Origin of the sequence: Bittarella massiliensis (ex Durand et al. 2017), from assembly GCF_009876955.1 — a bacterium.
Taxonomy (GTDB): Bacteria; Bacillota; Clostridia; order Oscillospirales; family Ruminococcaceae; genus Bittarella; species Bittarella massiliensis.
The window spans coordinates 309,605-334,098 of the sequence record NZ_WWVY01000002.1 but is presented as its reverse complement, the minus strand read 5'-3'; the positions used below and the strand labels follow the sequence as shown (position 1 = coordinate 334,098).

General features: G+C 64.7%; 23 protein-coding genes. 20 read left to right on the top strand and 3 right to left on the bottom strand.

From position 1 onward, the window contains the following. The first annotated feature begins 431 nt into the window (after positions 1-431). The 20 genes from GT748_RS02635 to GT748_RS02540 all read left to right on the top strand — a co-directional run bounded on the left by GT748_RS02635 (position 432) and on the right by GT748_RS02540 (position 21,647). Positions 432-3,614: a UvrD-helicase domain-containing protein gene (locus GT748_RS02635; protein WP_073260995.1), complete on the top strand. Its 3,183-nt coding sequence runs from the start codon at positions 432-434 to the stop codon at positions 3,612-3,614. A 1,131-nt stretch (positions 3,615-4,745) separates the two neighbouring features. After that, positions 4,746-6,476 (top strand): putative polysaccharide biosynthesis protein, encoded by a 1,731-nt coding sequence (locus GT748_RS02630; protein WP_044992316.1) that lies wholly within the window; start codon positions 4,746-4,748, stop codon positions 6,474-6,476. A gap of 116 nt (positions 6,477-6,592) precedes the next feature. Beyond that, the gene (locus GT748_RS02625; RefSeq protein WP_052537626.1) at positions 6,593-7,279 is read left to right on the top strand and encodes a MazG family protein; all 687 of its coding nucleotides are present in this window, start codon (positions 6,593-6,595) and stop codon (positions 7,277-7,279) included. A gap of 87 nt (positions 7,280-7,366) precedes the next feature. After that, positions 7,367-7,669, top strand: a complete 303-nt coding sequence (locus tag GT748_RS02620; protein WP_021659072.1) for an HU family DNA-binding protein — start codon at positions 7,367-7,369, stop codon at positions 7,667-7,669. A gap of 96 nt (positions 7,670-7,765) precedes the next feature. Beyond that, positions 7,766-8,005, top strand: coding sequence for an RNA-binding S4 domain-containing protein (locus GT748_RS02615; RefSeq protein WP_021659071.1), 240 nt, complete (start codon positions 7,766-7,768; stop codon positions 8,003-8,005). 140 nt (positions 8,006-8,145) lie between these two features. Beyond that, positions 8,146-8,442: a sporulation protein YabP gene (yabP, locus tag GT748_RS02610; RefSeq protein WP_021659069.1), complete on the top strand. Its 297-nt coding sequence runs from the start codon at positions 8,146-8,148 to the stop codon at positions 8,440-8,442. Continuing rightward, positions 8,443-9,039 (top strand): spore cortex biosynthesis protein YabQ, encoded by a 597-nt coding sequence (gene yabQ / locus GT748_RS02605; protein WP_021659068.1) that lies wholly within the window; start codon positions 8,443-8,445, stop codon positions 9,037-9,039. A 37-nt stretch (positions 9,040-9,076) separates the two neighbouring features. After that, positions 9,077-9,313 carry an FtsB family cell division protein gene (locus GT748_RS02600; RefSeq protein ID WP_021659067.1) on the top strand — a complete coding sequence of 79 codons (237 nt, stop codon included), beginning with the start codon at positions 9,077-9,079 and terminating at the stop codon, positions 9,311-9,313. A 129-nt stretch (positions 9,314-9,442) separates the two neighbouring features. Next, complete coding sequence (locus tag GT748_RS02595) at positions 9,443-9,973, top strand: S1 RNA-binding domain-containing protein (RefSeq protein WP_073260993.1); 531 nt, start codon at positions 9,443-9,445, stop codon at positions 9,971-9,973. 87 nt (positions 9,974-10,060) lie between these two features. Then, entirely contained in the window at positions 10,061-11,224 is a 1,164-nt protein-coding gene (locus tag GT748_RS02590; RefSeq protein ID WP_021660895.1) for an amidohydrolase, read from the top strand. A 98-nt stretch (positions 11,225-11,322) separates the two neighbouring features. After that, positions 11,323-11,838, top strand: a complete 516-nt coding sequence (gene hpf / locus GT748_RS02585) for a ribosome hibernation-promoting factor, HPF/YfiA family (protein ID WP_021660894.1) — start codon at positions 11,323-11,325, stop codon at positions 11,836-11,838. A gap of 105 nt (positions 11,839-11,943) precedes the next feature. Beyond that, positions 11,944-13,056, top strand: a complete 1,113-nt coding sequence (locus GT748_RS02580; RefSeq protein WP_021660893.1) for a THUMP domain-containing class I SAM-dependent RNA methyltransferase — start codon at positions 11,944-11,946, stop codon at positions 13,054-13,056. Between the two features lie 135 nt (positions 13,057-13,191). Continuing rightward, a complete protein-coding gene (locus GT748_RS02575) occupies positions 13,192-14,850 on the top strand; it encodes a hypothetical protein (protein WP_021660891.1) in 1,659 nt (552 codons plus the stop codon). A 571-nt stretch (positions 14,851-15,421) separates the two neighbouring features. Continuing rightward, positions 15,422-16,372, top strand: a complete 951-nt coding sequence (locus GT748_RS02570; RefSeq protein WP_021660889.1) for a zinc dependent phospholipase C family protein — start codon at positions 15,422-15,424, stop codon at positions 16,370-16,372. 105 nt (positions 16,373-16,477) lie between these two features. Then, the gene (locus GT748_RS02565; protein WP_021660888.1) at positions 16,478-17,380 is read left to right on the top strand and encodes a ribokinase; all 903 of its coding nucleotides are present in this window, start codon (positions 16,478-16,480) and stop codon (positions 17,378-17,380) included. 199 nt (positions 17,381-17,579) lie between these two features. Next, positions 17,580-18,068: a GNAT family N-acetyltransferase gene (locus tag GT748_RS02560; protein WP_044993189.1), complete on the top strand. Its 489-nt coding sequence runs from the start codon at positions 17,580-17,582 to the stop codon at positions 18,066-18,068. Positions 18,069-18,105: 37 nt separating this feature from the next. Then, positions 18,106-18,435, top strand: a complete 330-nt coding sequence (locus tag GT748_RS02555) for a hypothetical protein (RefSeq protein ID WP_021660886.1) — start codon at positions 18,106-18,108, stop codon at positions 18,433-18,435. 155 nt (positions 18,436-18,590) lie between these two features. Beyond that, positions 18,591-19,304, top strand: coding sequence for an RNA polymerase sporulation sigma factor SigK (gene sigK, locus GT748_RS02550; protein ID WP_021660885.1), 714 nt, complete (start codon positions 18,591-18,593; stop codon positions 19,302-19,304). A gap of 96 nt (positions 19,305-19,400) precedes the next feature. Further along, a complete protein-coding gene (locus GT748_RS02545) occupies positions 19,401-20,393 on the top strand; it encodes a biotin--[acetyl-CoA-carboxylase] ligase (RefSeq protein ID WP_021660884.1) in 993 nt (330 codons plus the stop codon). A 24-nt stretch (positions 20,394-20,417) separates the two neighbouring features. Next, on the top strand, positions 20,418-21,647 hold the full coding sequence (locus tag GT748_RS02540) for a DUF1015 domain-containing protein (RefSeq protein ID WP_044993185.1): 1,230 nt from the start codon (positions 20,418-20,420) through the stop codon (positions 21,645-21,647). Positions 21,648-21,775: 128 nt separating this feature from the next. Here GT748_RS02540 and GT748_RS02535 read toward each other — a convergent pair whose 3' ends face one another. The 3 genes from GT748_RS02535 to GT748_RS02525 form a co-directional block, all read right to left on the bottom strand. Continuing rightward, positions 21,776-22,909, bottom strand: a complete 1,134-nt coding sequence (locus tag GT748_RS02535) for a sensor histidine kinase (RefSeq protein WP_021660450.1) — start codon at positions 22,907-22,909, stop codon at positions 21,776-21,778. A 108-nt stretch (positions 22,910-23,017) separates the two neighbouring features. After that, a complete protein-coding gene (locus GT748_RS02530) occupies positions 23,018-23,701 on the bottom strand; it encodes a response regulator transcription factor (protein ID WP_021660449.1) in 684 nt (227 codons plus the stop codon). A gap of 28 nt (positions 23,702-23,729) precedes the next feature. Continuing rightward, a complete protein-coding gene (locus GT748_RS02525) occupies positions 23,730-24,485 on the bottom strand; it encodes an ABC transporter ATP-binding protein (RefSeq protein ID WP_044993023.1) in 756 nt (251 codons plus the stop codon). Positions 24,486-24,494 lie beyond the last annotated feature (9 nt).

The following is a 24,494-nucleotide window of genomic DNA, read 5'->3' as shown; positions in this document are numbered from 1 at the left end:
GCATTGTGCAAAATTGCCGTCTGTCCAACACAGGGAAGGTGGGCGGAAGGATTTCGCAAAACCGCCCTCTACCCGGCGCGGGGTGAAGGGGAACAAAAGCCGCACGGCATTGCGCGTCCGCCCGGCGGAAAAAGGGGAGGTGGGCGCTGCTTGGCCGGGAATGGGGCGGCAGATGGAGGTGCTGTGCGAGATGATGACTGCCTGCCTGGGGGTACCTCCCTTTGCCTCACAGCGGGCAAAACACCTTTCCGAAGACGGTTCCCGCCCGACGGACAGAGAGACACATCCTTCCCTTTTAGCGCCGGCGGGGGGCAACGGTATGACAAAATAGGGGAGAGGGGCGGAGGAATCCCGGCCCTCTTTTCGTTTGCCCCTTTTCCGGGGGCAAAAAAAGGGGTAAAATAGGGGAAAAAGACGAGAGAAGGGGCTTTATGTATATCGCCGACCTGCACATCCACTCCAAGTACTCCCGCGCCACCAGCGCCGACTGCGACGCCCCCCACCTGGACCTCTGGGCCCGACGCAAGGGGATCGGCCTGGTGGGGACCGGGGACTTCACCCACCCAGTCTGGCGGGCATCTCTAAAGGAGTGTCTGGAGCCGGCCGAGGAGGGGCTTTACACCCTCAAGGCGGAATACCGCCTGCCCGACGACACCGCCGGGGTGCGGGAGCCGCCGCGGTTTGTGCTGTCGGGGGAGATCAGCTCCATCTACAAGCAGGGGGGCAAGACCCGCAAGGTGCACAACTGCATCCTGCTGCCCAGCCTGGAGGCGGCCGAAGAGCTGGCCCAGAAGCTGGAGGCCATCGGCAACGTCCACTCCGACGGGCGGCCGATTTTGGGCCTCTCCAGCCACGACCTGCTGGAAATCACCCTTGAGGTCTGCCCGGAGGCGGTCTTTGTCCCCGCCCATATCTGGACACCCCACTTCTCCCTCTTCGGGGCCTTTTCGGGCTTTGACACCCTGGAGGAGTGCTTTGGCGAGCTCACCCCCCACATCCATGCGGTGGAGACAGGCCTCTCCTCCGACCCGCCCATGAACTGGCGGGTCTCGGCCCTGGATGGGCTGCAGCTGATTTCCAATTCTGACGCCCACTCCCCCCAGAAGCTGGGGCGGGAGGGCACCCTGATAGAAGGCCCCCTCTCCTTCGCGGGGATGGCCCGCGCCATCCAGACCGGCGAGGGGCTGGCGGGAACGCTGGAATTTTTTCCGGAGGAGGGGAAGTACCACCTGGACGGGCACCGAAACTGCGGCCTCTGCCTCTCGCCGGAGGAGACCATCGCCCTGGGCGGGGTCTGCCCGGTCTGCGGTAAGAAAATCACCATCGGGGTGGAGCACCGGGTGGAGGAGCTGGCCGACCGGCCCCGGGGCGCGGCCCGGCAGGGGGCCAAGCCCTTCGAGAGCATCTGCCCCCTGCCCGAGGTGATTGCCGCCAGCGTCGGCGCGTCGGCGGCGGGGAAGCGGGTGCAGGCCCAGTACATGGAGATGTTGGCGGAGCTGGGCCCCGAGTTCGCCATCCTGCGGGAGGTGCCCCTCTCGCAGATCGGGCTGGCTGCCGGCCCCTGTGTGGGGGAGGGGATCCGCCGCCTGCGGGCAGGGGAGGTGGAGCGCGTCCCCGGCTTTGACGGCCAGTTCGGAACAATCACCCTCCTCTCCCCCTCGGAGATCGAGGTGCTCAGCGGCCAGGTCTCCCTCTTTGGCGCGTCCCGACCGGGGAGCCGCAAGAGGGCGGCGACCGGGGAGGCAAAGCGGCTCTCCAGACCCCAGAAGGGAGACGGAATGGCAGCCGCCGCGCCGCTGGTGCAGGATGGCCCGGCCCTCAACGAGCAGCAGCGCCAGGCGGTGGAAGCAGGGGAGAGAACGGTGGCGGTGGTTGCCGGGCCGGGGACCGGCAAGACCGGCACCCTGGTGGCCCGCATCGCCCACCTGATCGAAAAAAGGGGGGTGCGCCCCACCGAGATCACCGCCGTCACCTTTACCAACCAGGCGGCGGCCGAACTGCGGGCCCGGTTGGAGGGGCGTCTGGGGGGCAAACGGGCCCTGCGGGGGCTGACGGTGGGGACCTTCCACGCCATCTGCCGGGAGCTGTTGGGGGGCGCCGCCCTCATCGGCGAGGGGGAGGCGCTGGCCCTGTGCGCCCAAATCGCCGGGGAGATGGGGCTGAAGATCGCCCCCCGCAAGGTGCTGGAAGGGATCTCCCGCATCAAGGGGGGAAGCGACCCTGCCAGCGCGGGGGTGCCCCCCTCCCTCTTCGAGGAGTACGGCCGCCGATTGCGATCGGCCGGTCTGCGGGACTTTGACGACCTGCTGCTGGACGCCCTGGCGCTGGACACCGCCGGCAAGCGGTGCTTTCACCACCTGCTGGTGGACGAGTTCCAGGACGTGAGCGACCTGGAGTACCGGCTGGTGGCCAAGTGGAGCCAGGGAGGACGGCTCTTTGTCATCGGCGACCCTGACCAGTCGATCTACGGCTTTCGGGGGGCCGAGGGGCGCTGCTTTGAGCGGCTGCGGGCGGAGTGCCCGGCCCTGCGGGAGATCGCCCTGGTGAAAAACTACCGCTCCACCCCCCAGGTGCTGGGTTGCGCCCTCCCCCTGATCGCCCACAACCCGGGCGGCCCGCGGCGGTTGGAGGCCACCCGCCCCGACGGGCCGGCGGTGCGGCTGCTGCGGGCGGGGAGCGAGTTTTCCCAGGGGATCGCCCTGGCTAAAGAGATTGGGCGGATGACCGGGGGGATGGACATGCTCGCCGCCGGGACCCGGGGAAGGGAGCCGGAGCGGCTGCGCGCCTTTTCGGAGATGGCGATCCTCTGCCGCACCCACCGCCAGCTGGAGACGGTGGAGGAGTGCCTCCGCCACGACGGCATCCCCTGTGTGATTGCGGGGCGGGAGGACTTTTTGCAGGACGAGCGGGTGCGGGGGGCGCTGGGCTTCTTTCGCTCCCTGCTGGGACCGGGAGACGCCCTCTCGGCCGTAGCGGGGCTGCAGTTGGGCTTTGGCTGTCCGGCCGACCTGGCAGCGGCCGTTGCCGCCCAGCTGGGGGAGGCGGGAGCCTGGGACCTGCCCGCTTTGAGGGCCGCCTTCGGCGGTCAGAGCTGGGTCGACGGCTGGCTGGCGGCCGCCGAGGAGCTGCTGCCCCGGGCGGCCAAAGAGAAGCCCCGCAAGCTGCTGGAGCGGTGGGTCGCCCTCTGCCCGGGCGGAGGGGAGAAGGCGGTGGAGCGGCTGTTGGCCATGGCCGTCTTCTCCCCCACCATGCCCGCCTTTTTGGAGACCCTCCTCCTGGGAAGGGAGGGTGACTTGAAGCGGGCCTCGGGGTGGGAATACGCCTCGGGCGCGGTCTCCCTGATGACCCTGCACGGGGCCAAGGGGCTGGAGTTCCCGGTGGTCTTTCTGGCCGGGTTCAAAGACCGCTCCATCCCCCTGGAATCGGGCCGGGGCCCGGTGGATAGGGAGGAGGAGCGGCGGCTGTGCTATGTGGGGATGACCCGCGCCAAGGAGGAGCTGATCCTCGCCGGCTGGGGCGACCCCTCCCCCTTTGAAAAGGAGCTGCCCGCCGGGGCCTGCCAAATCGAGACGGTTGGGGAGGCCCCCGCCGCCAAGCAGATGACCCTGTTTTGAGTCGTGACGGCGGCGATGGGCTGCTGTGTGTAAAGTTCAGGTGTTGCCACAGCGGGTGAGATGCCGCGTGGCGGCCCTGTGGCAAGCTGCTGGTGGCAGGGAGAGCGCGCCGTGCCGAAGGGAGAAGCCCACAGATCGCCAACTCGCAATCAGCTCCTTTCTCGACGGGGAGGACCGGTCGATTGCCCTGCCTGTCAAAAGAAGAAAAAAGCTCCGTACTCCCTGCTGCCTGGCGGGCAGGTTCGAGGGGAGCAGGCGGTATACCGAAAAGGAGAGCAGTGCCCTGGGGGAGAGGTATCCCCCTTTCACGAACCGGTCTCCCTCCGCCGGGAACGGTGTGACAGCCGGTCTCTCGACCGGGTGAGCGGCGGGAGCGCCCACTGTAGGGAAGAGGGGCAACCCGCCCTCGACCGGTCGGTGCGGGAACAGGGCCGAGGCCGAACCTGCCGAAGTGGTAGGTCGTCCCGCCTGCCGGGGAGAGAGCCCCATTTGGGGCTGTCGGCTGCCCTTCTCTGTGGCGGTGACAAAGACCCTGTATCGGTTGAAAAGAGGGGGCCTCGAGGGACGGCATTGCCCCAATACGGGGGGGAGTTTCTTCGCAGAGAACGGTCAGCGAAGAAAACGGGCCGAGGCCGAGCCTGCCAAAGCAGGAGGCCCTCTTGTCGGCTGGGGAGAGAGAAAATCGTTTGGGGCTGCCAGCCAACCCCTTTCTGTGATGGTGGAAAAGGCTCTGTGCCGCCTGAAAAGAGGGGGCCCCGTGAGTCGGCGTCGGCCCAGTGCGTGGAACGGTGTTTTCTCAGAGAAGGGCCGGCACGGAAGCGGGGCCGAGGTCGAACCTGCCGAAGCGATAGGCCATCCCGCCTGCCGGGGAGAGAGGAAGCCCGGAGCTGCCAGCTGCCCTTTTCTCTGCGGCGTTGGTGAAGGCCATGCACCGCCTGAAAAGAGGGAGTCCCGTGAGTCGGTACTGGTCCAATGTGTGAAGCGGTGTCCCTGCAGAACAAGAGAGCGAACGCCTTTGGGCGCTCGCTCTCTTTGCGCCTTTGGACGGGGGAGCGGTGCCGCATATCCCTCCCCCCCAGGGCATATAAAAGGGGGAGAAGGCAGTGCGAAGAGGACGGGGGGAAAAGGCGGATGGGCAGCAAAAGCAAGCGGCAGTCGTTTTTGGAGGGGGCGGTCATCCTGGCCGTCAGCACCATTGTGGTCAAGGCCATCGGCGCCCTCTTCAAGGTGCCGCTGATGAACCTCTTGGGCGGGACAGGAATGGCCTATTTCATGACCGCTTACGAGATTTTCAACCCCATCTACGCCCTCTCCATCGCCGGGTTCCCGGCGGCGGTCTCCCGCCTGGTGAGCGAGAGCGCGGCCCAGCGCCGCTACCGGGACGCCCGCAAGATCGTCCGGCTGTCGGTCTGGCTCTTTTTGGCGGTGGGGGGCGTGGGGTTTTGCCTCCTCTTCTTCGGCAGCGGGCTGCTGTGCCGGCTGGTGGGCAACCCCGACGCCAGGCTGGCGGTGGCCATGTTGGCCCCCAGCCTCCTCTTCGGCTGTGTCACCTCGGCGGTGCGGGGGTACTACCAGGGGATGCGCAACATGATCCCCACCGCCGTCTCCCAGGTGGTGGAGGCGGTGGCCAAGCTGGTGCTGGGCATCGGCCTGTGCTACGGCACCTTTGTCTACGCCCTGCAGGGCTACGCCGACACCGGCGCGGTCTTCGGCCGCCCGGCCGCGAACCTGGCCGCCGCCAAGGAGCTGGCCATGCCCTATGCGGCGGCGGGGGCGATTTTGGGGGTGGCCCTCTCGACCCTAGCCTCGGCGGTCTACCTGGGGTGCAAGTACAAGTTCGGGCGGGAGACCATCTCCCCGGCGGCCATGCGAGCCGCCCCCCGCAGCGAGAGCGCCCGCTCCATCGCCCGCCGGCTGGCCAAGATCGCCCTGCCGGTCTGCCTGGGCACCTTTGCGGTGAGCTTGACCTCGGTCATCGACCTCTTCTCGGTGATGAACAGCCTGGAGGCGGCCGCCGCCTCGGGGGCCGACCTCATCAACCGGATGTACGGCCTCTCCCTCCCCGCCGGCCAGATACCGGCCTTTCTCTACGGGGCCTATTCGGGCATTGGGGTGACCCTCTACAACCTGATCCCGGCCCTGACGGCCACCTTTGCCACCAGCGCCCTGCCGGCGGTCACCGCCGCCTATGTCTCGGGCGGAGGAGAGCCGCTGAAGAAGGGGGTGCGCTCGGTCTTTCGGATGACCTCGGTCCTCTGTATCCCCGCCGGGCTGGGGTTGGCGGCCCTCTCCCGCCCCATCTTGGAGCTGCTCTATGCCGGCCGGCCGCAGGAGATCGCGGCGGTGGCCCCCTCGCTGACCATGCTGGGGCTGGCAGGCGCCCTTCTGGGCTACACCGCCCCCGTTTACAGCATGTTGCAGGGGGTGGGCCGGGCCGAGGTGCCGGTCAAACTGATGGGGGTGGGGGCCCTCATCAAGCTGGGGTGCAACCTGCTCCTCTGCCGGCTGCCCCAGTACAACCTGAAGGGGGCCGCCCTGGGCACCCTGCTGTGCTACCTCTTCATCGCCGCGGCGGCCCTGGTGATCCTCACCCGGCAGGTGGGCTTTTCCCTGGGCTGGGGCCGCTCCTTCTTCGGGCCGCTGCTGGGCGGGGTGCTCTGCGCGGTGGGGGCCCGGCTGAGCTGCCCCCTCTTCGCCCGCCTGGGGCTGGGGCGGATGGCCGCCCTCCCCGCCATCCTGCTGGGGGCGGCCATCTACCTGGTGACCCTCCTCTGCACCGGCTCGCTGGAGGAGGGGGACCTGCTGGCCCTGCCCGGGGGGAAGAAGCTGGTCCCTCGGCTGGCCAGATGGGGGCTGCTCTAGGGCGGCCCGGCAAAGCGGTCCCCGCAGATGCGGGGGCCGCTTTTTGGCGCGGGCAATTGACGGGCCGGCCGCAGGGGGGTACAATGGCAAAAAGAGCGGCGAAAGGAAGTGCGGAAATGGAGTTTTCCACAAAAGAGCGGTACGGGGTGGAGGATCTGCGGGCGCTGGTGGCCTTTCTGCGGGCGCCGGGCGGCTGCTCCTGGGACGCGGCCCAGACCCACCAGTCCATCCGCCGCAACCTCATCGAAGAGACCTACGAGGTCTGCGACGCCATCGACCAGGAGGATGCCCCCCACCTGCAGGAGGAGCTGGGGGACCTGCTCTTGCAGGTGGTGATGCACGCGGCGATGGAGGAGGAGCGGGGCGGCTTCACCTTTGACGACGTGGCCGACGGCATCTGCAAAAAGCTGGTGGAGCGCCACCCCCACCTCTTCGGCGGGGAGAAAAAGGACTGGGAGGAGATCAAGAGGGAAAAGGGGGGCGTGACCTCGGCCGCCGCACACGCCGCGGCGGTCCCCCGCTGCCTGCCGGCCCTGATGCGTGCAAAAAAGGTGCAAAAGCGTCTGGGGTTGGCAATGTTTTCCTCAAAGTCGCCTGAGAATGCGGTTTGCGCCCTAAAAAGTGCGGTGGAGCGGCTTGACAAAGGCGGGCAAAACTGTGATAATGTGAAAGAAGAATTGGGGGATGTGCTCTTTGCAGCCGTCGCGGTGGGCCGTCAGAGCGGCATCGACTGCGAAGAACTGTTGGCCGAGACCTGCGACCGGTACATCCAGGCCGATTCCGAGCGGGAAGCGGGCCAGTGAGCGTGTGAGTGCTCGAGAGGACCCCTTCTTTTTTGCCGGGCGACTTTCCGCCCTCCCAGCCGTCGGCTGGGAATTCTGTCAAAATAAATGACGAAATTATTGGAGGAACGCAACATGACTAAAACCGATCTGATTGCAAAAGTAGCGGAGCAGGCTGAGCTGTCCAAGAAAGACGCCGAGAAGGCTGTCACCGCCACCATCGAAGCCATCTCCGCCGCTTTGGTCGCCGGCGATAAAGTCCAGCTGGTTGGCTTTGGCACCTTTGAGGTGCGCGAGCGCGCCGAGAGAAAGGGCCGCAACCCCCGCACCAAAGAGGAGATCACCATCCCCGCTTCCAAACTGCCCGCTTTCAAAGCCGGCAAGGCCCTGAAAGACGCGGTGGCCAAGTAAGCTTCCGAGATCGGACTGTAAAGGAACTGGTGTGAGCCAGTTCCTTTTTTTGCAGGCGGGCCACGTGCCCGCCGATGGGCGAGAGGAGGTGTTTTTGTGCGGTTGGACAAGTATCTGAAGGTGGTGCGGCTGATCAAGCGGCGCACCGTGGCCAACGAGGCCTGCGACGCGGGCAAGGTGTCGGTCAACGGCAGGCCGGCCCGGGCCTCCTACGACGTCAAGCCCGGCGACGTCATCGAGATCGACCTGGGCCAAAACCCGCTGAAGGTGCGGGTTTTGGAGGTGGTGGAACACACCCTCAAGGACGACGCGAAAAACTATTACGAGATCCTCTAGCGCCCGCCCCTCAAGAGGGGAGGGCCGAGCGGGGGGCTGCACCGGCGGTGCGGCCCCCCTTTTATCTGTGGGAGGGATTGTCCGGTTCTTTTTAAAAACAGGCCCTCATAGACTGTAGTAAAACAAAGGAGGGCAATGCAATGCAAGAGGAGAGAAAGCCCGCGGGACAAGGCCAAGGGCAGGTGCCCCACAACGTCATCATGGAAAACCGCAAGCACATGACGGTGTCCGGGGTTTTGGATATCGACAGCTTCAGTGAGGACGGCATCGTCCTCTACACCGATTTGGGGGAGCTCAGCGTCACCGGGCGGGACCTGCACCTGGGCAAGCTCAGCGTGGACACGGGGGAACTGACCCTGGACGGGGAGATCGAGTCGCTGACCTACTACGACTCCCAGCCGCGGGAAAAGGGATTTTTCGCCCGGATATTCAAGTAGATGGGCGCCCTGCAGCTGACGGTCTCGGCTCCCTTTCAGTTTCGGGTCTTCTGCTACTCCCTGGCGCTGGGGTTTGGGCTGGGGCTGTTTTACGAGGTCTTTCGCATCCTCCGGGCGGTCTTTCCCTGGTGGGGGGCGCTGGTCATCGCCCTGCAGGACGTGCTCTACTGGTCGGTCTGCGGGGTGGCGACCTTTCTCTTTTTTATCCAGTTCACAAACGGCGAGGTGCGCGCCTACGCCCTGATTGGCGAGGGGCTGGGCGCCGCCCTCTACCTGCTGACACTGGGGCGGCTCATCCGCTCTCTGACCCAGGGGATCCTCTCGCTGGTGAGCCGGTTCCTGCACTTTCTCTACAAGATTTTCTGCGCGCCGGTGGTCAAATTGGCCCGCCGGTTGGGGGCAAAGGGGAAGCAGTTGGGGAAAAAAGTTGCTTCCGGGGCCAAAAAGGCGGAAAACAAGAGAAAATTCCACTTGAAAGACAGGCGCGTTTTATTGTATAATTTATTAAAACATTCTCCACCCAACCAGAAACCAAAGAGAGAGCAGAGCAATGAAAAAAAGCCGAGGCGCAAAAACCGCAAAAAAGCGGGCCAATAAACCGCGCGTTCTTGTCCATCTGGCCATTGCAGCAGTGATGGTCTATATTGCTGTGTCCCTCATCACCACCCAGATGCAGATCGTCTCCCGCAAAAACGAGCTGGAACAGGTGCAAAACGCCATCACCGCCACCCAGCAGGAGAACGAGGAGATGAAGCGGGTCCTCGAGAGCGACCAGGAGAGCGAGTTCATCGAGCGGATCGCCCGGGAAAAGCTGGGCTACGCCGCACCGGGTGAGAGAATTTTTTCCGACGCGTCCGGCGCCAATCAATAGCGAGCCGGGGGGCAGGCGGAACAGCCGCCTGCCCCCTTTTGTTTTTCGGCCCCGCGGGGCCGCAGGCAGGATCGGATAGATTTCACAATATTCACAGAAGCAGGAAACTGCGGGGAGGATTCATTTTTTATGCAGCTCGAAGTTGGAAAGATTGTAGAAGGCAAAGTGTCCGGCATCACAAAATTCGGCGCGTTCGTCGATTTGGGTGAGGGAAAGACCGGGATGGTGCACATTTCGGAGGTAGCGGCTGCGTTTGTTCAGGAGATCAAAGACTACGTGAAGGAGGGGGAGACCGTCAAGGTCAAGATCCTCTCCATCGGCGAGGACGGCAAGATCGCCCTCTCCATGAAACAGGCGCTGCCCCAGTCGCAGCAGCGCCCCCCCCGCCGGGACTATGCCCCCCGGGAGGGGCAGCCCCGGGGCGGTCGCCCCGGGGGCGCTCCCCGCTCAGGCGGCGCGCCTCGCACCGGCGGTCCCCGCCAGGGCGGGTTTGGCGGCGGCCGCTCCGGCGGCTTCAAGCCCTGCAGCGACAAACCCCTCACCTTTGAGGACATGATGGCCAAGTTCAAGCAGTCCAGCGACGAGCGGATGTCCGATCTCAAGCGCTCGCAGGACGGCAAGCGGGGCGGCGGGTACTCCCGCGGCGGCCGCTCCCGGTAGAGACCGGCCCCATCAGAAAGAGACCGTAGAGCACGGCGGCGCGGGAAGCGCCGCCGTGTCTTTTGTGAAGAGAGAGGGGAATTGCCCGTGATACTTGTCAATGCCGCCCTGGTGCCGGTGGAGAGCCCGGCCGTCGAGAGGGGCTATCTGAAAATCGAGGAGGGAAAGATCGCCGCCCTCGGCCCGATGGAGGAGCTGGGTCCCACCGCGGGGGAAGAGGTGATGGACTGCTCGGGTCTCACCGTCTACCCGGGTTTTATCGACTGCCACACCCACATGGGGATGTGGGAGGACGGCCTGGGCTTTGAGGGGGCCGACGGCAACGAGGAGACCGACCCCGCCACCCCCCAGCTGCGGGCCATCGACGCGGTCAACCACCGGGACCGCTGTTTTGCCGAGGCCCGGGCCGCCGGGGTGACCACCGTGATCACCGGGCCAGGCAGCGCCAACTGCATCGGCGGGCAGCTCTGCGCTGTCAAGACCAGGATGAGCCGCATCGACACCGGGGTGCTGCGGCAGACGGCGGCCATGAAGTTCGCCCTGGGGGAAAACCCCAAGACCGTCTACAACGACAAGGAGATGGCCCCCATCACCCGGATGGCCACCGCCGCCATCATCCGCGAGCAGCTCTACAAGGCGCAGCGGTATTTGGAGGACCGGGATCGGGCGGCAGAGGACGAGGACTTTGACGAGCCCGACTGGGACATGAAGTGCGAGGCCCTCCTCCCCCTGCTGAGGGGGGAGATCGGCGCCCACTTTCACGCCCACCGGGCCGACGACATCTTCACCGCCCTGCGGCTGGCGCGGGAGTTCGGGCTGCGCCCGGCCATCGTCCACGGCACCGAGGGGCACCTGATCGCCGAGGCCCTGCGGGAAGAGGGGGCGCCGGTCATCTGCGGCCCCCTGCTCTGTGACCGCTCCAAGCCGGAACTGCGCAACCTGACCCCCAAGACCCCGGGGGTGCTGGCGGCGGCGGGGGTGGAGGTGGCCCTCTGCACCGACCACCCGGTGATCCCCATCCAGTACCTGCCGCTGGAGGCGGGGCTGGCCGTCCGTGAGGGGATGGCCCGAGAGGACGCCCTGCGGGCCATCACCCTCACCCCTGCGCGCATCTGCGGGCTCGAGGGGCGGGTGGGTTCGCTGGCGGTGGGGAAGGATGCCGATCTGGCCCTCTTTTCCGGCGACCCCTTCTCGGTCTACGAGACCCCGCGCCATGTCTTTATTGATGGCGAAATCGTGAATAATTTATAAAAACAGAGGTCATCCCCTTTTATTTTTAGGCATCCTGTGCTATACTAAAGTCATCAGATAGGCTGGCTTTCCAGCTTATAAACAAAGGGGTTGTTGGAATGAATATCGAAGTAATCGGGCGCAAAGTCAATCTCAAAGACAGCTTCAAAGAGCGGGTCGACAAGAAGTTGGCCAAATTCAGCCGCCTGTTCCACGAAGATGCCAGCGCCACAGTCACTGTAACGGTCGAAAAAGACCGCCAGACCGTCGAGGTCATGATCCGGGCGGACGGGATGCTCTTCCGGGCCGAGCGGACGGCAAAGGCAATGGAAGAAGCCCTGGACTTGGTGGTCGATGTTCTCTTCAACCAGATCGTCCGCAACAAAGACCGGCTGGAAAGGAAGATGAAGGTCTCCTTCCCCGAATTCAACGAGGAGGAGATCCTCCCTGCCGAGGAGATCGACATCGTCCGGCGCAAGTCCTTCTCGGTCAAACCCATGAGCGTGGAGGAGGCCATCCTGCAGATGAACATGCTGGGACACCAGTTCTTCCTCTACCGGGACGCGGTTAACAACGAGATCAATCTCGTATATGTTAGACGTGACGGAAAATACGGTGTCATCGTCCCCGAATAGAGATCATTTTGGGAGAGCCGCGGCACAGAGGGCCGCGGCCCTCTTTTTTGTGTCATCCCCCCCTGCGCGAAAGCGGGGGGACGGAAGTGGAAAGGGAGAAGAGAGATGGAGTACAAGCTGGTCTGCCCCTGCATCTTTGGGCTGGAAAAGATCGTCGGCTTTGAGCTGCGCCGGCTGGGGGGAGAGGAGATCTCGGTGGAAAACGGCAAGGTCAGCTGTCGGGGCGACGCCCTGACGGTGGCCCGGGCCAACATCGGCCTGCGCTGCGCCGAGCGGGTGCTGGTGGAGGTGGCGGCCTTTCCGGCCCGCAGCTTTGAGGAGCTGTTTCAAGGGGTGCTGGCGGTGGACTGGGCGGCCTACATCCCCAAAAACGGGGCCTTCCCGGTCAAGGGGTGGAGCCTTGCCTCCCAATTGGCCAGTGTGCCCGACTGCCAGGCCATCGTCAAAAAGGCGGTGGTGGAAAAACTCAAACAGACCCACCAGGTCTTTTGGTTTGAGGAGACGGGGGAGCGCTACCAGATCCAGTTCTCCATCCACAAAGACCAGGTCTCCATCCTGCTGGACACCTCGGGCGAGGGGCTGCACAAGCGGGGCTACCGGGCCCATGCGGGGGAGGCCCCCATCAAAGAGACCCTGGCGGCGGGAATCGTCGACCTGGCCCGCATCCGCGAGGGGGACATCGTCTACGACCCCCTCTGCGGCTCGGGCACCCTGCTCGTCGAGGCGGCCATGCGGGCGCTGAACATCGCCCCCGGGCTGCGGCGGACCTTTGCCGCCGAGCGCTGGCAGACCTTTGACCAGAAGGCCTTCTCCCTGGCCCGCCAACAGGCCCTGGACGAGGCGGATCCCGGCGGCGATTTCGAGGGCTACGGCTTTGACATCGACCCCCAGGCGGTGGAACTGACCCTGCAAAACGCCAAGCTGGCCGGGGTGGGGGAGAAGATCAGTGCCCGGGTGGAGGACATCACCAGACACAAGTTGCAGGACGCGGGGGGCATCCTCCTCTCCAATCCGCCCTACGGCGAGCGGATGCTGGGCCCGGCCCAGGTGAAGGCCATCCACCAGGCACTGGGGAAGATGCACCGCTACAACAACCTCAAGTCCTACATCATCACCAGCGCCCCCCACTTTGAAGAGCAGTTCGGCAAGACCGCCGACCGCCGCCGCAAGCTCTACAACGGCGAGCTCAAGTGCCAGCTGTACATGTACTACAAATAGGGCGGGGCGGGCATAAAAATGGCATGAAGAAAAGGGCTGAAAAGGGGACAATTTACAGATTGTTCACACCTGCCCTCTCCGCTCCCGTATAGTAGATAACAGAGCGAGAAAAGAGTTTGAAAAGCGAGGTAAATCATGGTCAAAACCAAACACAAGGTGTGGACGTATGCCGGCATCACCCTGCTGGTGATCCTCTACGTCCTCATCAACAACGTCAACCTAAACCCCCTCTACCAGGGCAGCGCCCTGTTTTACGCGGTGGTCATCACCCTCTACGTGGGCGCCTGGGGTGTTTTGAAGCTGGGCGGAATGCACTTTGTGCGGGATGAAAACAGCCCCCGGGTCAACGTGCAGTTCGGCGACAACCAGAAGTTCCCCAAGTGGGCCAAATGGCTGCTGATTGCGGTCTGGGCTTTTCTGATCGTGGTCACCATCGCCTCCAGCGTCATCTTCAACGTCAACGCCTACAAAAACCAGATGACCGAGCCGATCGTGGGCGAGTTCACCGACGACATCCAGCCCATGGATCTGGCGAACATCCCCATCGTGGACAAGGAGCTGGCCAAGAAGCTGGCCGAGAAGAAGCTGGGCGAGAACCCCTCCCTCGGCAGCCAGACCCACATTGGCACCCCCACCATCCAGCAGGTGAACGGCAAGCTGATCTGGGCGGTGCCCCTGCAGCACTCGGGGCTGTTCAAATGGCTGTCCAACCTGGACGGCACTCCCGGCTACATCATCGTCTCGGCCACCGACACCCAGGATGTGCAGTTGGTGGAGGGGCACAAGATCAAGTACCAGCCCGACTGCTACCTCTTTGACGACCTGGAGCGGCACACCCGCTTCTTCGGCGGCGGCCTCTTCACCGGGATGACCGACTACTCCTTCGAGCTGGACGACGACGGCAACCCCTTCTGGGTCATCACCACCTATAAAAACCTGCGGGGCTTCGCCCTGCCCGAGGCCACCGGCGCCATCCTGGTCAACGCCACCACCGGCGAGTCCCACCACTACGATTTGGCCGACGTGCCCGAGTGGGTGGACCGGGTGCAGCCCGAGAGCTTCGTCCTCAACCAGATCAACAACCGGGGCGAATACGTCCGCGGCTTCCTCAACTTCTCCAACAAAGACAAGTTCACCGCCTCCGACGGACACATCATCGTCTACAACGACGGCAACTGCTACCTCTTCACCGGGTTGACCTCGGTGGGGGCGGACGACAGCACCATCGGCTTTATCATGGTGGACATGGTCACCAAGGAGAGCTACCAGTACAACCTGGGCGGCGGCGCCACCGAGGAGGCGGCCCAGAAATCGGCTGCCGGCAAGGTGCAGCAGTACGGCTATTACGCCTCCTTTCCGCTGATCATCAACATCAACAACACCCCCACCTATTTCATGACCCTCAAGGACAACGAGGGGCTGATCAAGCAATACGCCTTCGTCTCGGTGAAAAACTACCAGATCGTCGGCGTGGGCGAGACCATCTCCGCGGCCCAGAAGGACTATGTCAGCGGCCTCACCGCCGCCGGGTCCGAGGACTTGAAGGGGGACGAGACGACCCAGGAGGAGAAGGTCTCCGGCACCGTCACCCGCATCGCCTCTGAGGTGAAGGACGGGCAGACCACCTACAAGTTCCTGCTGGACACCAGCGCGGGGACGATGTACATCAGCTCCGCCAATGTCAGCGAGGAGCTGGCCCTCACCAGCGCAGGCGACGCGGTGGAGGTCACCTTCTCCGGCAAGGTGGACAATGTGGTCACCGTGGTGGGCTTTGACAACAAGGCCATCGGCTAAATAAATGCGCAAAACGGGGGGAGGCCGAATGGCTTCCCCCCGTTTTTTGTCGGCAAAAGGCCCGGGGCTGTTTTGTCTGAGGGGACAAAAGGAGGGGCGGGGGAGGGAGCGGCCGGGTGCGGGAGGCTTATTGTGGCGGAACTCTCCGCTTTTTTCCCTGCCGTCTGCGGAGCAGAGTGGAGGGTTGGCAGAAAGAGACGGCCATATGTGGAAGGGCCTCTAGCGGCGTGACTCTCTCCTCGCCCTCTATGGCACAAAGTGGGAGGGGGAAAGAAGGGGGCCGGCCGAATGCGGAAGGCTTACAGCGGCGAGATCTTCCATCTATCCTCCTTTTCCGCTGTTGCAGCACAGAGCAGGCCGGACACTTGCGGCCCGGTAGAAAGAATTTGTGATTTTTGAAATCTTCTTCCCCCGCGGGTTTATTGGCGGCCCCTTTTTTGGTATGATAGTACCGTAGTCAATTGCCCGCGAAAGGGCGGGCACTATTTTCCGCCCTCGGGGAGAGGGCGAGACGGCGCGGCAGTGCAAAGGCGCCCCGACAAGCTGCCGCCCAACGAGGAGGAACGCGCTCATGCCCGCATTTGTCACCCATCACCTCTTTGCCGACCAGGTGTTTCACGCCCTGCCCGAGGGGCAGGCCAAAACGGCTGTCCGCCGCAATTACGACGCCTTTTTGTGGGGGGCCCAGGGGCCGGACATCCTCTTTTTCAATAAAATTTCCACTGTGCTCCCCCTCTGGGGCTCGGTGATGCACCACAAAAAGGTGAAGGAGAACTTTGCCGCCATGCAGCGCTACCTCATCCGCACCCGGCAGGGTCTCTTCTTCGAGGCACAGCTGGCATACGCCCTGGGCTTTTTGTGCCACTACGCCCTGGACAAGACCTGCCACCCCTACGTTTACTGCGTGCAGGTGGCCTTTCAGGAGGACCCGCGGGTCAGTTCCGGCGCCCACAACCGCATCGAGTCGGACATCGACACCGCCCTCTACCGCCGCCTCACCGGCCGCAGCGTGCGGGAGTACGCCATCCCCCAGTCGATGTTCGCCCCCCATGTGACCAAGGCCATTGCCCTCTATTTGAGCTATCTGCTGCGCGCAGTCTACGGGGCCAAGACCTCGGTGGAGAAGGTGGAGCAGAGTTTTCTCTGTGACGACTTCTTCATCTCCCTCTTTGTGGGGAAGGCGGCCTTCTCCCACAGGGTGGGGCTGGGATTGGACAAGCTCACCGGCCGCCGGTACGCCTTTTCCGGCTACATGCGCCAGGAGCGGGCCGACTGGGACTGCCTCAACCTGCGGCATCGGCGCTGGTGCAACCTGCAGCGCCCGGTGGAAAAGAGCCGGGAGAGCGTGCCCGAGCTGATGGAGCGCGCCCGGGACGAGGCGGTGGAGATGATCGCCGCCTTCTGCCAAAATGTGGAGCGGATGCGCCCGCGCGCCATCTGCGGGGACGAGACCTTCGACAACGGTCACCCGGAGCGAAAGACCCTGCGGCAGGCGATCGAGGAGCGGGAGCTGGCCCGGTGATTATCCCCATTTTTTGCGCGGGGAATCCGGCAGTTTGCTCTCTTGCAATCCCCTGGGGCATCGGGTAAACTAGAATCATCAATGATTGGGTAAAGGAGCCGTACTATGAAAATATTGGATTTTGGTTCGATCAACATCGACGAGGTCTTTCAGGTAGATCACTTTGTCCGCCCGGGCGAGACCATGTCCACCCTGGGGTACGCCAAGAACTGCGGCGGCAAGGGGCTCAACCAGTCCATCGCCCTGGCGCGGGCTGGGGCCGAGGTCTATCACGCCTGCATGGTGGGCGAGGGGGCCGACTTCCTGGTGGAGACCATGCGGGAGAGCGGGGTCGACGTCTCCCTGATGAAGAAGATCGACGCGCCGGCCGGCCGGGCCATCATCCAGGTCAACGAGAGCGGGCAGAACTGCATCCTCCTCTTTGGCGGTTCCAACCACCAGAACACCGAGGAGTACATCCGCTGGGTCATCGACCAGTTTGAGGCTGGGGACATCCTGCTGCTGCAAAACGAGCTGAATCTGACCGATACCATCATCAACTGCGCTGCCGAGAAGGGGATGCGCATCGTCCTCAACCCATCGCCCATGAACGAGGCCCTGACCAAGGCCCCGCTGGAAAAGGTGGAGTACTTCATCCTCAACGAGGTGGAGGGCGAGGAGATCGCCGGCGGCCAGAAGGATCCCGAGGCCATCTGTGACGCGCTGCTGAAAAAGTACCCCGGCTGCAAGGTGGTGCTGACCCTGGGCAAACACGGCGTCATGTACAAAGACGCCGAGACCAAGGCCACCCACGGCATCTACGACGTGAAGCGGGTGGACTCCACCGCTGCCGGCGACACCTTCACCGGCTACTTCCTGGCCTGTTTGGCCGAGGGGCTCTCCATCGACGTGATTTTGGAGAAGGCGTCCAAGGCCTCCTCCATCGCCGTGGGCCGCCCGGGGGCCGCCCCCTCCATCCCCACCCGGCAGGAGGTGGACACCACCGACATCGAGCCGCTCAACCTGTAAGGCGGCACATCTCCCACTGCCCTTTTGGCGGCCGCGGAGAGGGAGTTTTTCTCCCTCCGCGGCCGCTTTGTGTTTGGGCAGGGGAGTCTGCAAGAGGGAGCTAAAAAGTACAGATTTTAAAATCTGCTAAGGGTTGTACAAAGGGGAGCGTTGTAGTAAACTAAAGGGGAAAGAGTGTGTAGGAGAAGGGATGAGGAGAATGGATTTGACGCTTCGCAGCTACCGGCCGGAGAACCTGCCGGAGATGATAGAGATTTGGAACCAGGTGGTGGAACAGGGGGACTCTTTCCCCCAGGACACCCCACTGGACGCGGCCTCGGCCCAGGCCTTTTTCGCCGCGCAGACCGACACGGTCTGCGCCCTGGACGAGGGGGGCCGGGTGGTGGGGCTCTACATCCTCCACCCCAACAGCGAGGGGCGCTGCGGCCATGTGGCCAACTGCTCCTATGCGGTCAAGGCCGACCGCCGAGGGCAGAAAATCGGCCGCCGGCTGGTGGAGGACTCGCTGAAGCGGGCCAGGGAAGCGGGCTTTTTGCGGCTGCAGTACAACGCGGTGGTGGTGACCAACGAGCGGGCCATCGCCCTTTACGAAAAGCTGGGCTTCACCTGCATCGGGCGGGTGCCCAAGGCCTTCCGGGCCAGGACCGGCGAGTACCGGGACACCTATATCTTCAATCGGGCCCTGTGAGGGCCGCCTGACCAAAAAGGGGGAAACGACCGTGCAGATGGCGATCATCATTCTCAGCCGCTTTGAAAAGTTGGAGGAACTGCTGTTTTGTCTGGCAGAGGAGGGGGTGCGGGGCGCCACCGTCGTCGAGTCCAGTGGAATGGCCAAGGTGCTGGGCCGGGAGGGCGGCCGTTTCTTTCAGAGCCTGCACCTCTACATCCCCGACCGGGAGGAAAACCGCACCATCTTCACGGTGGTGCCGGACGAGCAGGTCCCTCTGGTGGAGCGGGTGCTCACCGAGGTGGTGGGCGACCTCTCAGACCCCGATACGGCGGTCCTCTTCTGCGTGCCGGTGGGCTACACCGCCGGACTGGGGGAGAAAAAGTAGAAAAATAGTATTGACTGGACAGGGGTCGGACGGCGCAGTATGCACCCCGGCTCCTTTTTTTGCCCTGTGGGCCAAATACGGACAATCCGCCCCCGCATATAGATGGAAAAGCGGCCCGTTTGCCGCCATCTCATCGAACAGGAGGGGGCTTTTTCATGTATACTGCACTGGTTTGTCTGGTTTTGGCAAACCTCTTGTACTTTGCGCTCCACATCTCCTCACAGGGGACTTTTCCCAAGCCCCTGGACAAGGAGGAGGAGACCGAGCTGTTTCACAAGTTTGCCGCCACCGGCGACCTGGAGGCGCGCAACACCATCATCGAGCACAACCTGCGGCTGGTGGCCCACATCTGCAAAAAGTACTATGCCGCCGGGCAGGTGGACCAGGACGACCTGGTCTCCATCGGCACCATTGGGCTGATCAAGGCGGTGAGCACCTTCAATTGCGACAAGGGCATCCGTTTTGCCACCTATGCCGCCAAGTGCATCGAGAACGAGATCCTGATGAATTTTCGCTCCCAGAAGAAGACGGCGGGGACCCTCTACATCAACGACACCATCGAGTCCGACGGGGACGGCAGCTCCCTGACCTACCTGGACGTGGTGGCCGACTCCACCGACATTGTGGACACCATCGACCTGGGGCTGCGCTCGGCCGCCCTCATCGAGGGGGTCAACACCGCCCTCACCCCCCGGGAGCGCATCATCGTCAAGCTTCGCTACGGGCTGAACAACCAGCGCCCCAAAACCCAGAAGGAGGTCGCCAAGCTGCTGGGCATCTCCCGCTCCTACGTCTCCCGCATCGAAAAAAAGGCCCTCGGCAAGTTGGAGCGGGCCCTCAAAAAACGGGGGGAGAGGGAAGAGGGGTAAAGGGAAAAAGGGAGGGCCGGTCCGGCCCTCCCTTTCCATTCCCCCGGAAATATGGTATCATCGTCACAGACTGAAAAGAGAGGGGAGGGGCGGCCGATGGCCAAAAGGCAGACGCGCTATGTGGTGTTGGAGGCCCTGCGCCGGCAGGGCGGGGAGTTTCTCTCCAGCACCGCCCTCACCGAGGAATTGGGGGTCACCCGGGCCGCCATCTGGAAGGCGGTGGTCGCCCTGAAAGAGGAGGGCTACCCCATCCGCTCGGTCACGGGGGAGGGCTACGCCCTGGAGGGGGAGCCGGACGTGCTGTCCGAGCGGGAGATCGCCCGTCACCTTGCCACCCGCTGGCTGGGGCGCACCTTCTGTTGCCAGCCCCAAATGGAGTCCACCAGTGCCCACCTCAAGGCGCTGGCTGCTGGGGGCGAACGCTGCCACGGGCTGGTGGCGGTGGCGGGGGAACAGGCCGGCGGCCGGGGCCGGGGCGGGCGCAGTTTCTATTCGCCCCCGGGCGGCCTCTACTTCTCGGCGGCCCTGCAACAGCCCCTCCCCCTCTCGGCGCTGCGGCTGTTGACCCTGGCGTCTGCGGTGGCCATCTGCGAGGGGATCGCCGACTGCTGCGGTCTGCAGGTGGACATCAAGTGGCCCAACGACCTCTACTGGGGGGGAAGGAAGCTGGGCGGCATCCTCACCGAGTGCTCCCTGGTGGGGGAGAGCGGCGAACTGGAATACGCCGTCTGCGGCGCGGGGCTCAACTGCGCCGCCACCCCCTGCCCGTCGGAGCTCCGGGGGGAAATCGTCTCCCTGGAAGAGGCGCTGGGCGGCCCCTCTCCGGCGCGGGCGGCCCTGCTGGCCGCCCTTTTGCAGCGGCTGGAAGGGGCCTTTGACCAGCTGCTGCAAGGGGAGGGGAGCCAGTCGCTACTGGAAGAGTACCGCGCCCGGCTCCTCTGGGTCGGGGAGACGGTGGAGGTCGCGCGGGGGAGCGAGCGGTACCGGGCGGTCTTTGGGGGGGTCGACGGCGAGGGCCGCGCCCTGCTGCAAACGGGCGGGGAGGTGCAGGCGCTCTCCAGCGGGGAGATCCGCCTCAAAAAGAGATAGAAGAAAGAGAGAGGAGCGGCAGCTGTGGCTGGATTGGGATTTTACCCGGGGGACATCTATTTCCCCCTTGTGGAGGAGATGGAGAAGTGGAGCGTGGTGGCCTGTGACCAGTACACCGCCCAGCCCGACTACTGGCAGCGGGTGGAAAAGCGGGTGGGGGATGCCCCCTCGGCCCTGCGGATGATCGTCCCCGAGTGCTACCTGGGCACCCCGCAGGAGGGGGAGCGGGTGGCCGCCACGGCCGCCGCCATGCGCCGGTACGTGGAGGAGGGGGTCTTTCGGGCCGCCACCGGCTTTGTCTACCTGCGCCGCACCCTGCGCTCCGGCCGGGTGCGCCAGGGACTGGTGGGGCTTTTGGATCTGGAGCAGTACGACTACCGCCCCGGCGCACAGTGCCCGGTGCGGGCCACCGAGGGCACGGTGCTCGAGCGCATCCCCCCGCGGGTGGCGGTGCGGCGGCAAGCCCTGCTGGAATGTCCCCACATCATGCTGCTGGTGGACGACCCGGAGGGGACGGTGATCGAGCCCACGGCCCGGCGGCTGGGGGACTTGAGCCAGGTCTACGACTTCGATTTGATGGAGGACAGCGGCCACCTGCAGGGTTTCCTCTGCGATGACGACGAGGCGGTGCGGGTGATGGGCGCCCTGCGGGCCCTGTCGCTGAAATCCCCCTTCCTCTTTGCCGTGGGGGACGGCAACCACTCTCTGGCGGCTGCCAAGGCCCATTACGAGGAGATCAAACGGTCCCTGCCCGCCGGGGAGGCGGCGATGCATCCGGCCCGCTACGCCCTGGCGGAGGTGGTCAACCTCCACGACCCGGCCCTGGATTTTGAGCCCATCCACCGGGTGGTGTTCGATGTCGACGACGAAAAACTGCTGGCCGCCCTGCGGGAAGAGCTAGCCGCCGCCCCCGGCGATGGGGGCCAGGGCGTCACCCTCTGCCTGGGAGAGCGGGAGGAGCGCTTTGCCTTTGGCAGACAGCTGGCCAACCTGTCGGTGGGCACCCTGCAGGCCTTTTTGGACGGGTATCTGGCCCGAGAGGGGGGCCGGGTGGACTACATCCACGGGGCGGAGGTGGTCCGCCGTCTGGCCCGAGACGAGGGGTGTGTCGGCTTTTTGCTGGAGGGGATGGAGAAGGAGTCGCTCTTCCCCGCCGTGGCGGCGGACGGCGCCCTTCCCCGCAAGACCTTTTCCATGGGCGAGGCGTGGGACAAGCGGTTTTACCTGGAGTGCCGCCCCATCGCCGCGGGGTAGATGGCAGATCGAAGGGACAAAGCCAGGGGGCGAGACCCGGTGCACCGGGTCTCGCCCCCTGGCTTTGTTTGCGCAGAAGTCTTTTGCCGCGAAGGGGAGAGGGGAGCTAATCGGGCCGGGAGGGGGACTTACCCGCCAGGCTTGCGAAAGACGGCGGTAAAGGCCATCTCCCCCTCCCCCACCTGGGCGAAGAGCTCGCCGTCCATCTTCGCCATCAGCTGGCGGCAGATGGCCAGCCCCAGCCCGCTGCCGGGCTGGTCTGCGGCGTTGGAGCCCCGCCAGAAGCTGTCGAAGAGATAGGGCAACTCCCCCTCGGGCAGGGGGGAGCCGCTGTTTTTTACGGTGAGAAGGAGACAGTCCTCCTCCCAATCAAAGGAGAGGGCGACCCAACCGCCGTCCCCGTACTTGATGGCGTTTTCCAGCAGGTTCTGCACCACCTCCACCGCCCGGTCCAGGTCCCCTTTCAAAAGGCAGTCGCTCCAGGGGCCCACCCGAAAGTCGGTCTTTTGCAGGGCCAGCTTGTCCGGGTAGTAGGCGGTGAGCGCGCCGACGAGTTGGCGGAGGTAGAACTCGCCTGAACGCACCTCCAACTGCAGCAGGTTTTCGCTGGAGGCGGTGACTAGCTGGGAGACAAAGGACTCGATCTCGTCCGCCTTTTGGCCGATGCGCCCGGCGATTTCCCCCCGCCGCTCCGGCCCGTAGAGGTCCTGGCGCAGGGCCTTGGCGTAGAGCTTGATGGCGCTCAAAGGGGTCTTGATGTCGTGGGAGAGGGAGAGGAGGAGGGACTTTTTCTCCCGCTGCAGGGAGAGTTCCGCCGCCCGCCGCCGCTCCAGCTCCTCCCGCAGCAGGTCCAGCCCCCAGAGAAAGCGCCCGAAGAGGCGGCCCCGGCTCTCGGGCAGGGGGGCCGACAGATTGCCCTTGGCCAGCTCAAAGGGCAGTTCGCGCAGCCGCTCAAAGGGCCGCAAAACGAGCCGCCAGACGACAAAAAGGAGGGACAGCACCAGGACCGCCATGGCGATCATCCCCCCGTTGGCGGCCCAAAAGAGGGTGCTGTCGCCGCCAGTGGGGAGGCGGTAGTCGAAGCGGTAGCAGGTGTCGCCGATCTGGCGGACGGCCGCGTCCAGGTTTTCGCCGGCAAAGAAGGCGGACGCGTCCTCTCCGGGCAGCAGGGGGGTCACCCGGGTGACGTAGCGGCAGTCTGTGAGGTCGATGGCCCCCTCGCCCCCGGCGGTGATCGCCCGCGCCAGCCGGCTGATCTCCACCTGGTGGGGGCGCGCCCCGCCGCCCCCTCCCGGGCGGGGAGGAGGAAGACCAGGTTGACGCCCAGAATGAGGGCGGCCAACCCCAGGGCAACGGCGAAAAACAGGCGGCTAAAGCGCTTCATCGGCTTCCCCCTCAAAGCGGTAGCCCACCCCCCAGACCGTCAGGATGCGGGCGGGGTGTTTGGGGTCGCGCTCGATTTTTTGGCGCGGCCACTGGATGTGCACCGTCAGGGTCTGGGGCTCGCTGAAGCTGTCTGTTCCCCAGATGCGGTCAAAGATCCACTCCTTGCGCAGGGATTTGCCGCGGTGCTCCACCAGCAGCCAGAGGAGGTCGAACTCCTTGGCGGTGAGGGCCAGGGGCCTTCCCGCCAGGGTGGCGGCGCGGCGCTGCCGGTCCAGGGCGAGGTCGCCGTCGCGCAGGGCGGTGCGCTCGTACCGCCGCTGAAAGATGCCCCGGATCTTGGCCAGGAGGATGTCCACGTCGTAGGGCTTTTCGATGTAGTCGTCCGCCCCCAGGCGCAGCCCGGCCAGTTTGTCCTCCTTTTCCGACCGGGCGCTCACCACCAGGATGGGCAGGTCCCCCTCCTGTCGCAGGGCGCGGCAGACGGCAAGGCCGTCCATCCCCGGGAGCATGACGTCCAGCACCACCAGCCTGGCCCCCTCCCGGTGGGCCAGGGCCAGCCCCTCCTCCCCGGTGGAGGCGAGGGCGGTTTGGTAGCCCTCGGCCTTTAAAAAGTCGCAGAGCAGTTCCCCCAGCTCCCGGTTGTCCTCCACCACCAACACGTCGATCACGGCGCGCCCTCCTCTCTTCTGCGGGGTTTTACCAGCCCATCTCGATGAGCCAGTTGCTCAGCGCCCGCTCTCTGGCGCGGGGCAGGCTCTCCTCAAAAGTATACTCCCCTTTGATGTTTCCATCAACGAGGTAGACCACTCGGCCGCAGCGGGAGGCCACCTTCACGTCGTGGGTCACCAGCAGGAGGGTGGTCCCCTCCCGGTTGATCTCCTCCAACTTCTCCATCACCCCGTCCGAGGCGGCGCGGTTGAGGGCGCCGGTGGGCTCGTCGGCAAAGATCATCTTCGGCCGGTTGATGAGGCTGCGGCAGATGCAGGCGCGCTGCAACTGCCCCCCCGAGACCTCGCTGATGTCGCTGTCGGCGGTCTCGACAATGCCCAGTTTGCGCATCAGCCCCTCCCCGCGGGCCACGATCTCCCGCCGGGGGGCCCGCTGCTCCTTGGACTGGCAGGCGGGGAGGATGATGTTGTCCAGCACCGTCAGATTTTTGAGCATGTACATCTGCTGGAAGATGAAGCCCATCTCCTCGAGCCGGGTGTCGGCCAGCTCCCGGGGGCGCATCCCCGCCAGCTCCCGCCCGAAAAAGGAGACGCTGCCGGCGGTGATCCGGTCCATCCCCGAGACGGCGTAGAGGAGGGTGGACTTGCCCGAGCCCGAGGGGCCCATCACTGCCACCATCTCCCCTTCCTCCACGGTGAGGTCGACGTTTTTGAGGACGTTGTTCTGCCGCTTGTTGACAATATAGGTCTTGCAGAGGTCTTTGGTTTGCAGCGCAGTAGCCATGGTCATTCG

Coding starts and splice junctions, on each gene's coding strand:
- GT748_RS02595 (WP_073260993.1), top strand. CDS start 9,443: ATGCAGCTCGAAGTTGGAAAGATTGTAGAAGGCAAAGTGTCCGGCATC.
- GT748_RS02555 (WP_021660886.1), top strand. CDS start 18,106: ATGGCGATCATCATTCTCAGCCGCTTTGAAAAGTTGGAGGAACTGCTG.
- GT748_RS02525 (WP_044993023.1), bottom strand. CDS start 24,485: ATGGCTACTGCGCTGCAAACCAAAGACCTCTGCAAGACCTATATTGTC.
- GT748_RS02545 (WP_021660884.1), top strand. CDS start 19,401: ATGGCCAAAAGGCAGACGCGCTATGTGGTGTTGGAGGCCCTGCGCCGG.
- GT748_RS02560 (WP_044993189.1), top strand. CDS start 17,580: ATGGATTTGACGCTTCGCAGCTACCGGCCGGAGAACCTGCCGGAGATG.
- GT748_RS02575 (WP_021660891.1), top strand. CDS start 13,192: ATGGTCAAAACCAAACACAAGGTGTGGACGTATGCCGGCATCACCCTG.
- yabQ (WP_021659068.1), top strand. CDS start 8,443: ATGGGCGCCCTGCAGCTGACGGTCTCGGCTCCCTTTCAGTTTCGGGTC.
- GT748_RS02630 (WP_044992316.1), top strand. CDS start 4,746: ATGGGCAGCAAAAGCAAGCGGCAGTCGTTTTTGGAGGGGGCGGTCATC.
- GT748_RS02600 (WP_021659067.1), top strand. CDS start 9,077: ATGGTCTATATTGCTGTGTCCCTCATCACCACCCAGATGCAGATCGTC.
- hpf (WP_021660894.1), top strand. CDS start 11,323: ATGAATATCGAAGTAATCGGGCGCAAAGTCAATCTCAAAGACAGCTTC.
- GT748_RS02570 (WP_021660889.1), top strand. CDS start 15,422: ATGCCCGCATTTGTCACCCATCACCTCTTTGCCGACCAGGTGTTTCAC.
- GT748_RS02580 (WP_021660893.1), top strand. CDS start 11,944: ATGGAGTACAAGCTGGTCTGCCCCTGCATCTTTGGGCTGGAAAAGATC.
- GT748_RS02635 (WP_073260995.1), top strand. CDS start 432: ATGTATATCGCCGACCTGCACATCCACTCCAAGTACTCCCGCGCCACC.
- sigK (WP_021660885.1), top strand. CDS start 18,591: ATGTATACTGCACTGGTTTGTCTGGTTTTGGCAAACCTCTTGTACTTT.
- GT748_RS02620 (WP_021659072.1), top strand. CDS start 7,367: ATGACGAAATTATTGGAGGAACGCAACATGACTAAAACCGATCTGATT.
- yabP (WP_021659069.1), top strand. CDS start 8,146: ATGCAAGAGGAGAGAAAGCCCGCGGGACAAGGCCAAGGGCAGGTGCCC.
- GT748_RS02625 (WP_052537626.1), top strand. CDS start 6,593: ATGGAGTTTTCCACAAAAGAGCGGTACGGGGTGGAGGATCTGCGGGCG.
- GT748_RS02565 (WP_021660888.1), top strand. CDS start 16,478: ATGAAAATATTGGATTTTGGTTCGATCAACATCGACGAGGTCTTTCAG.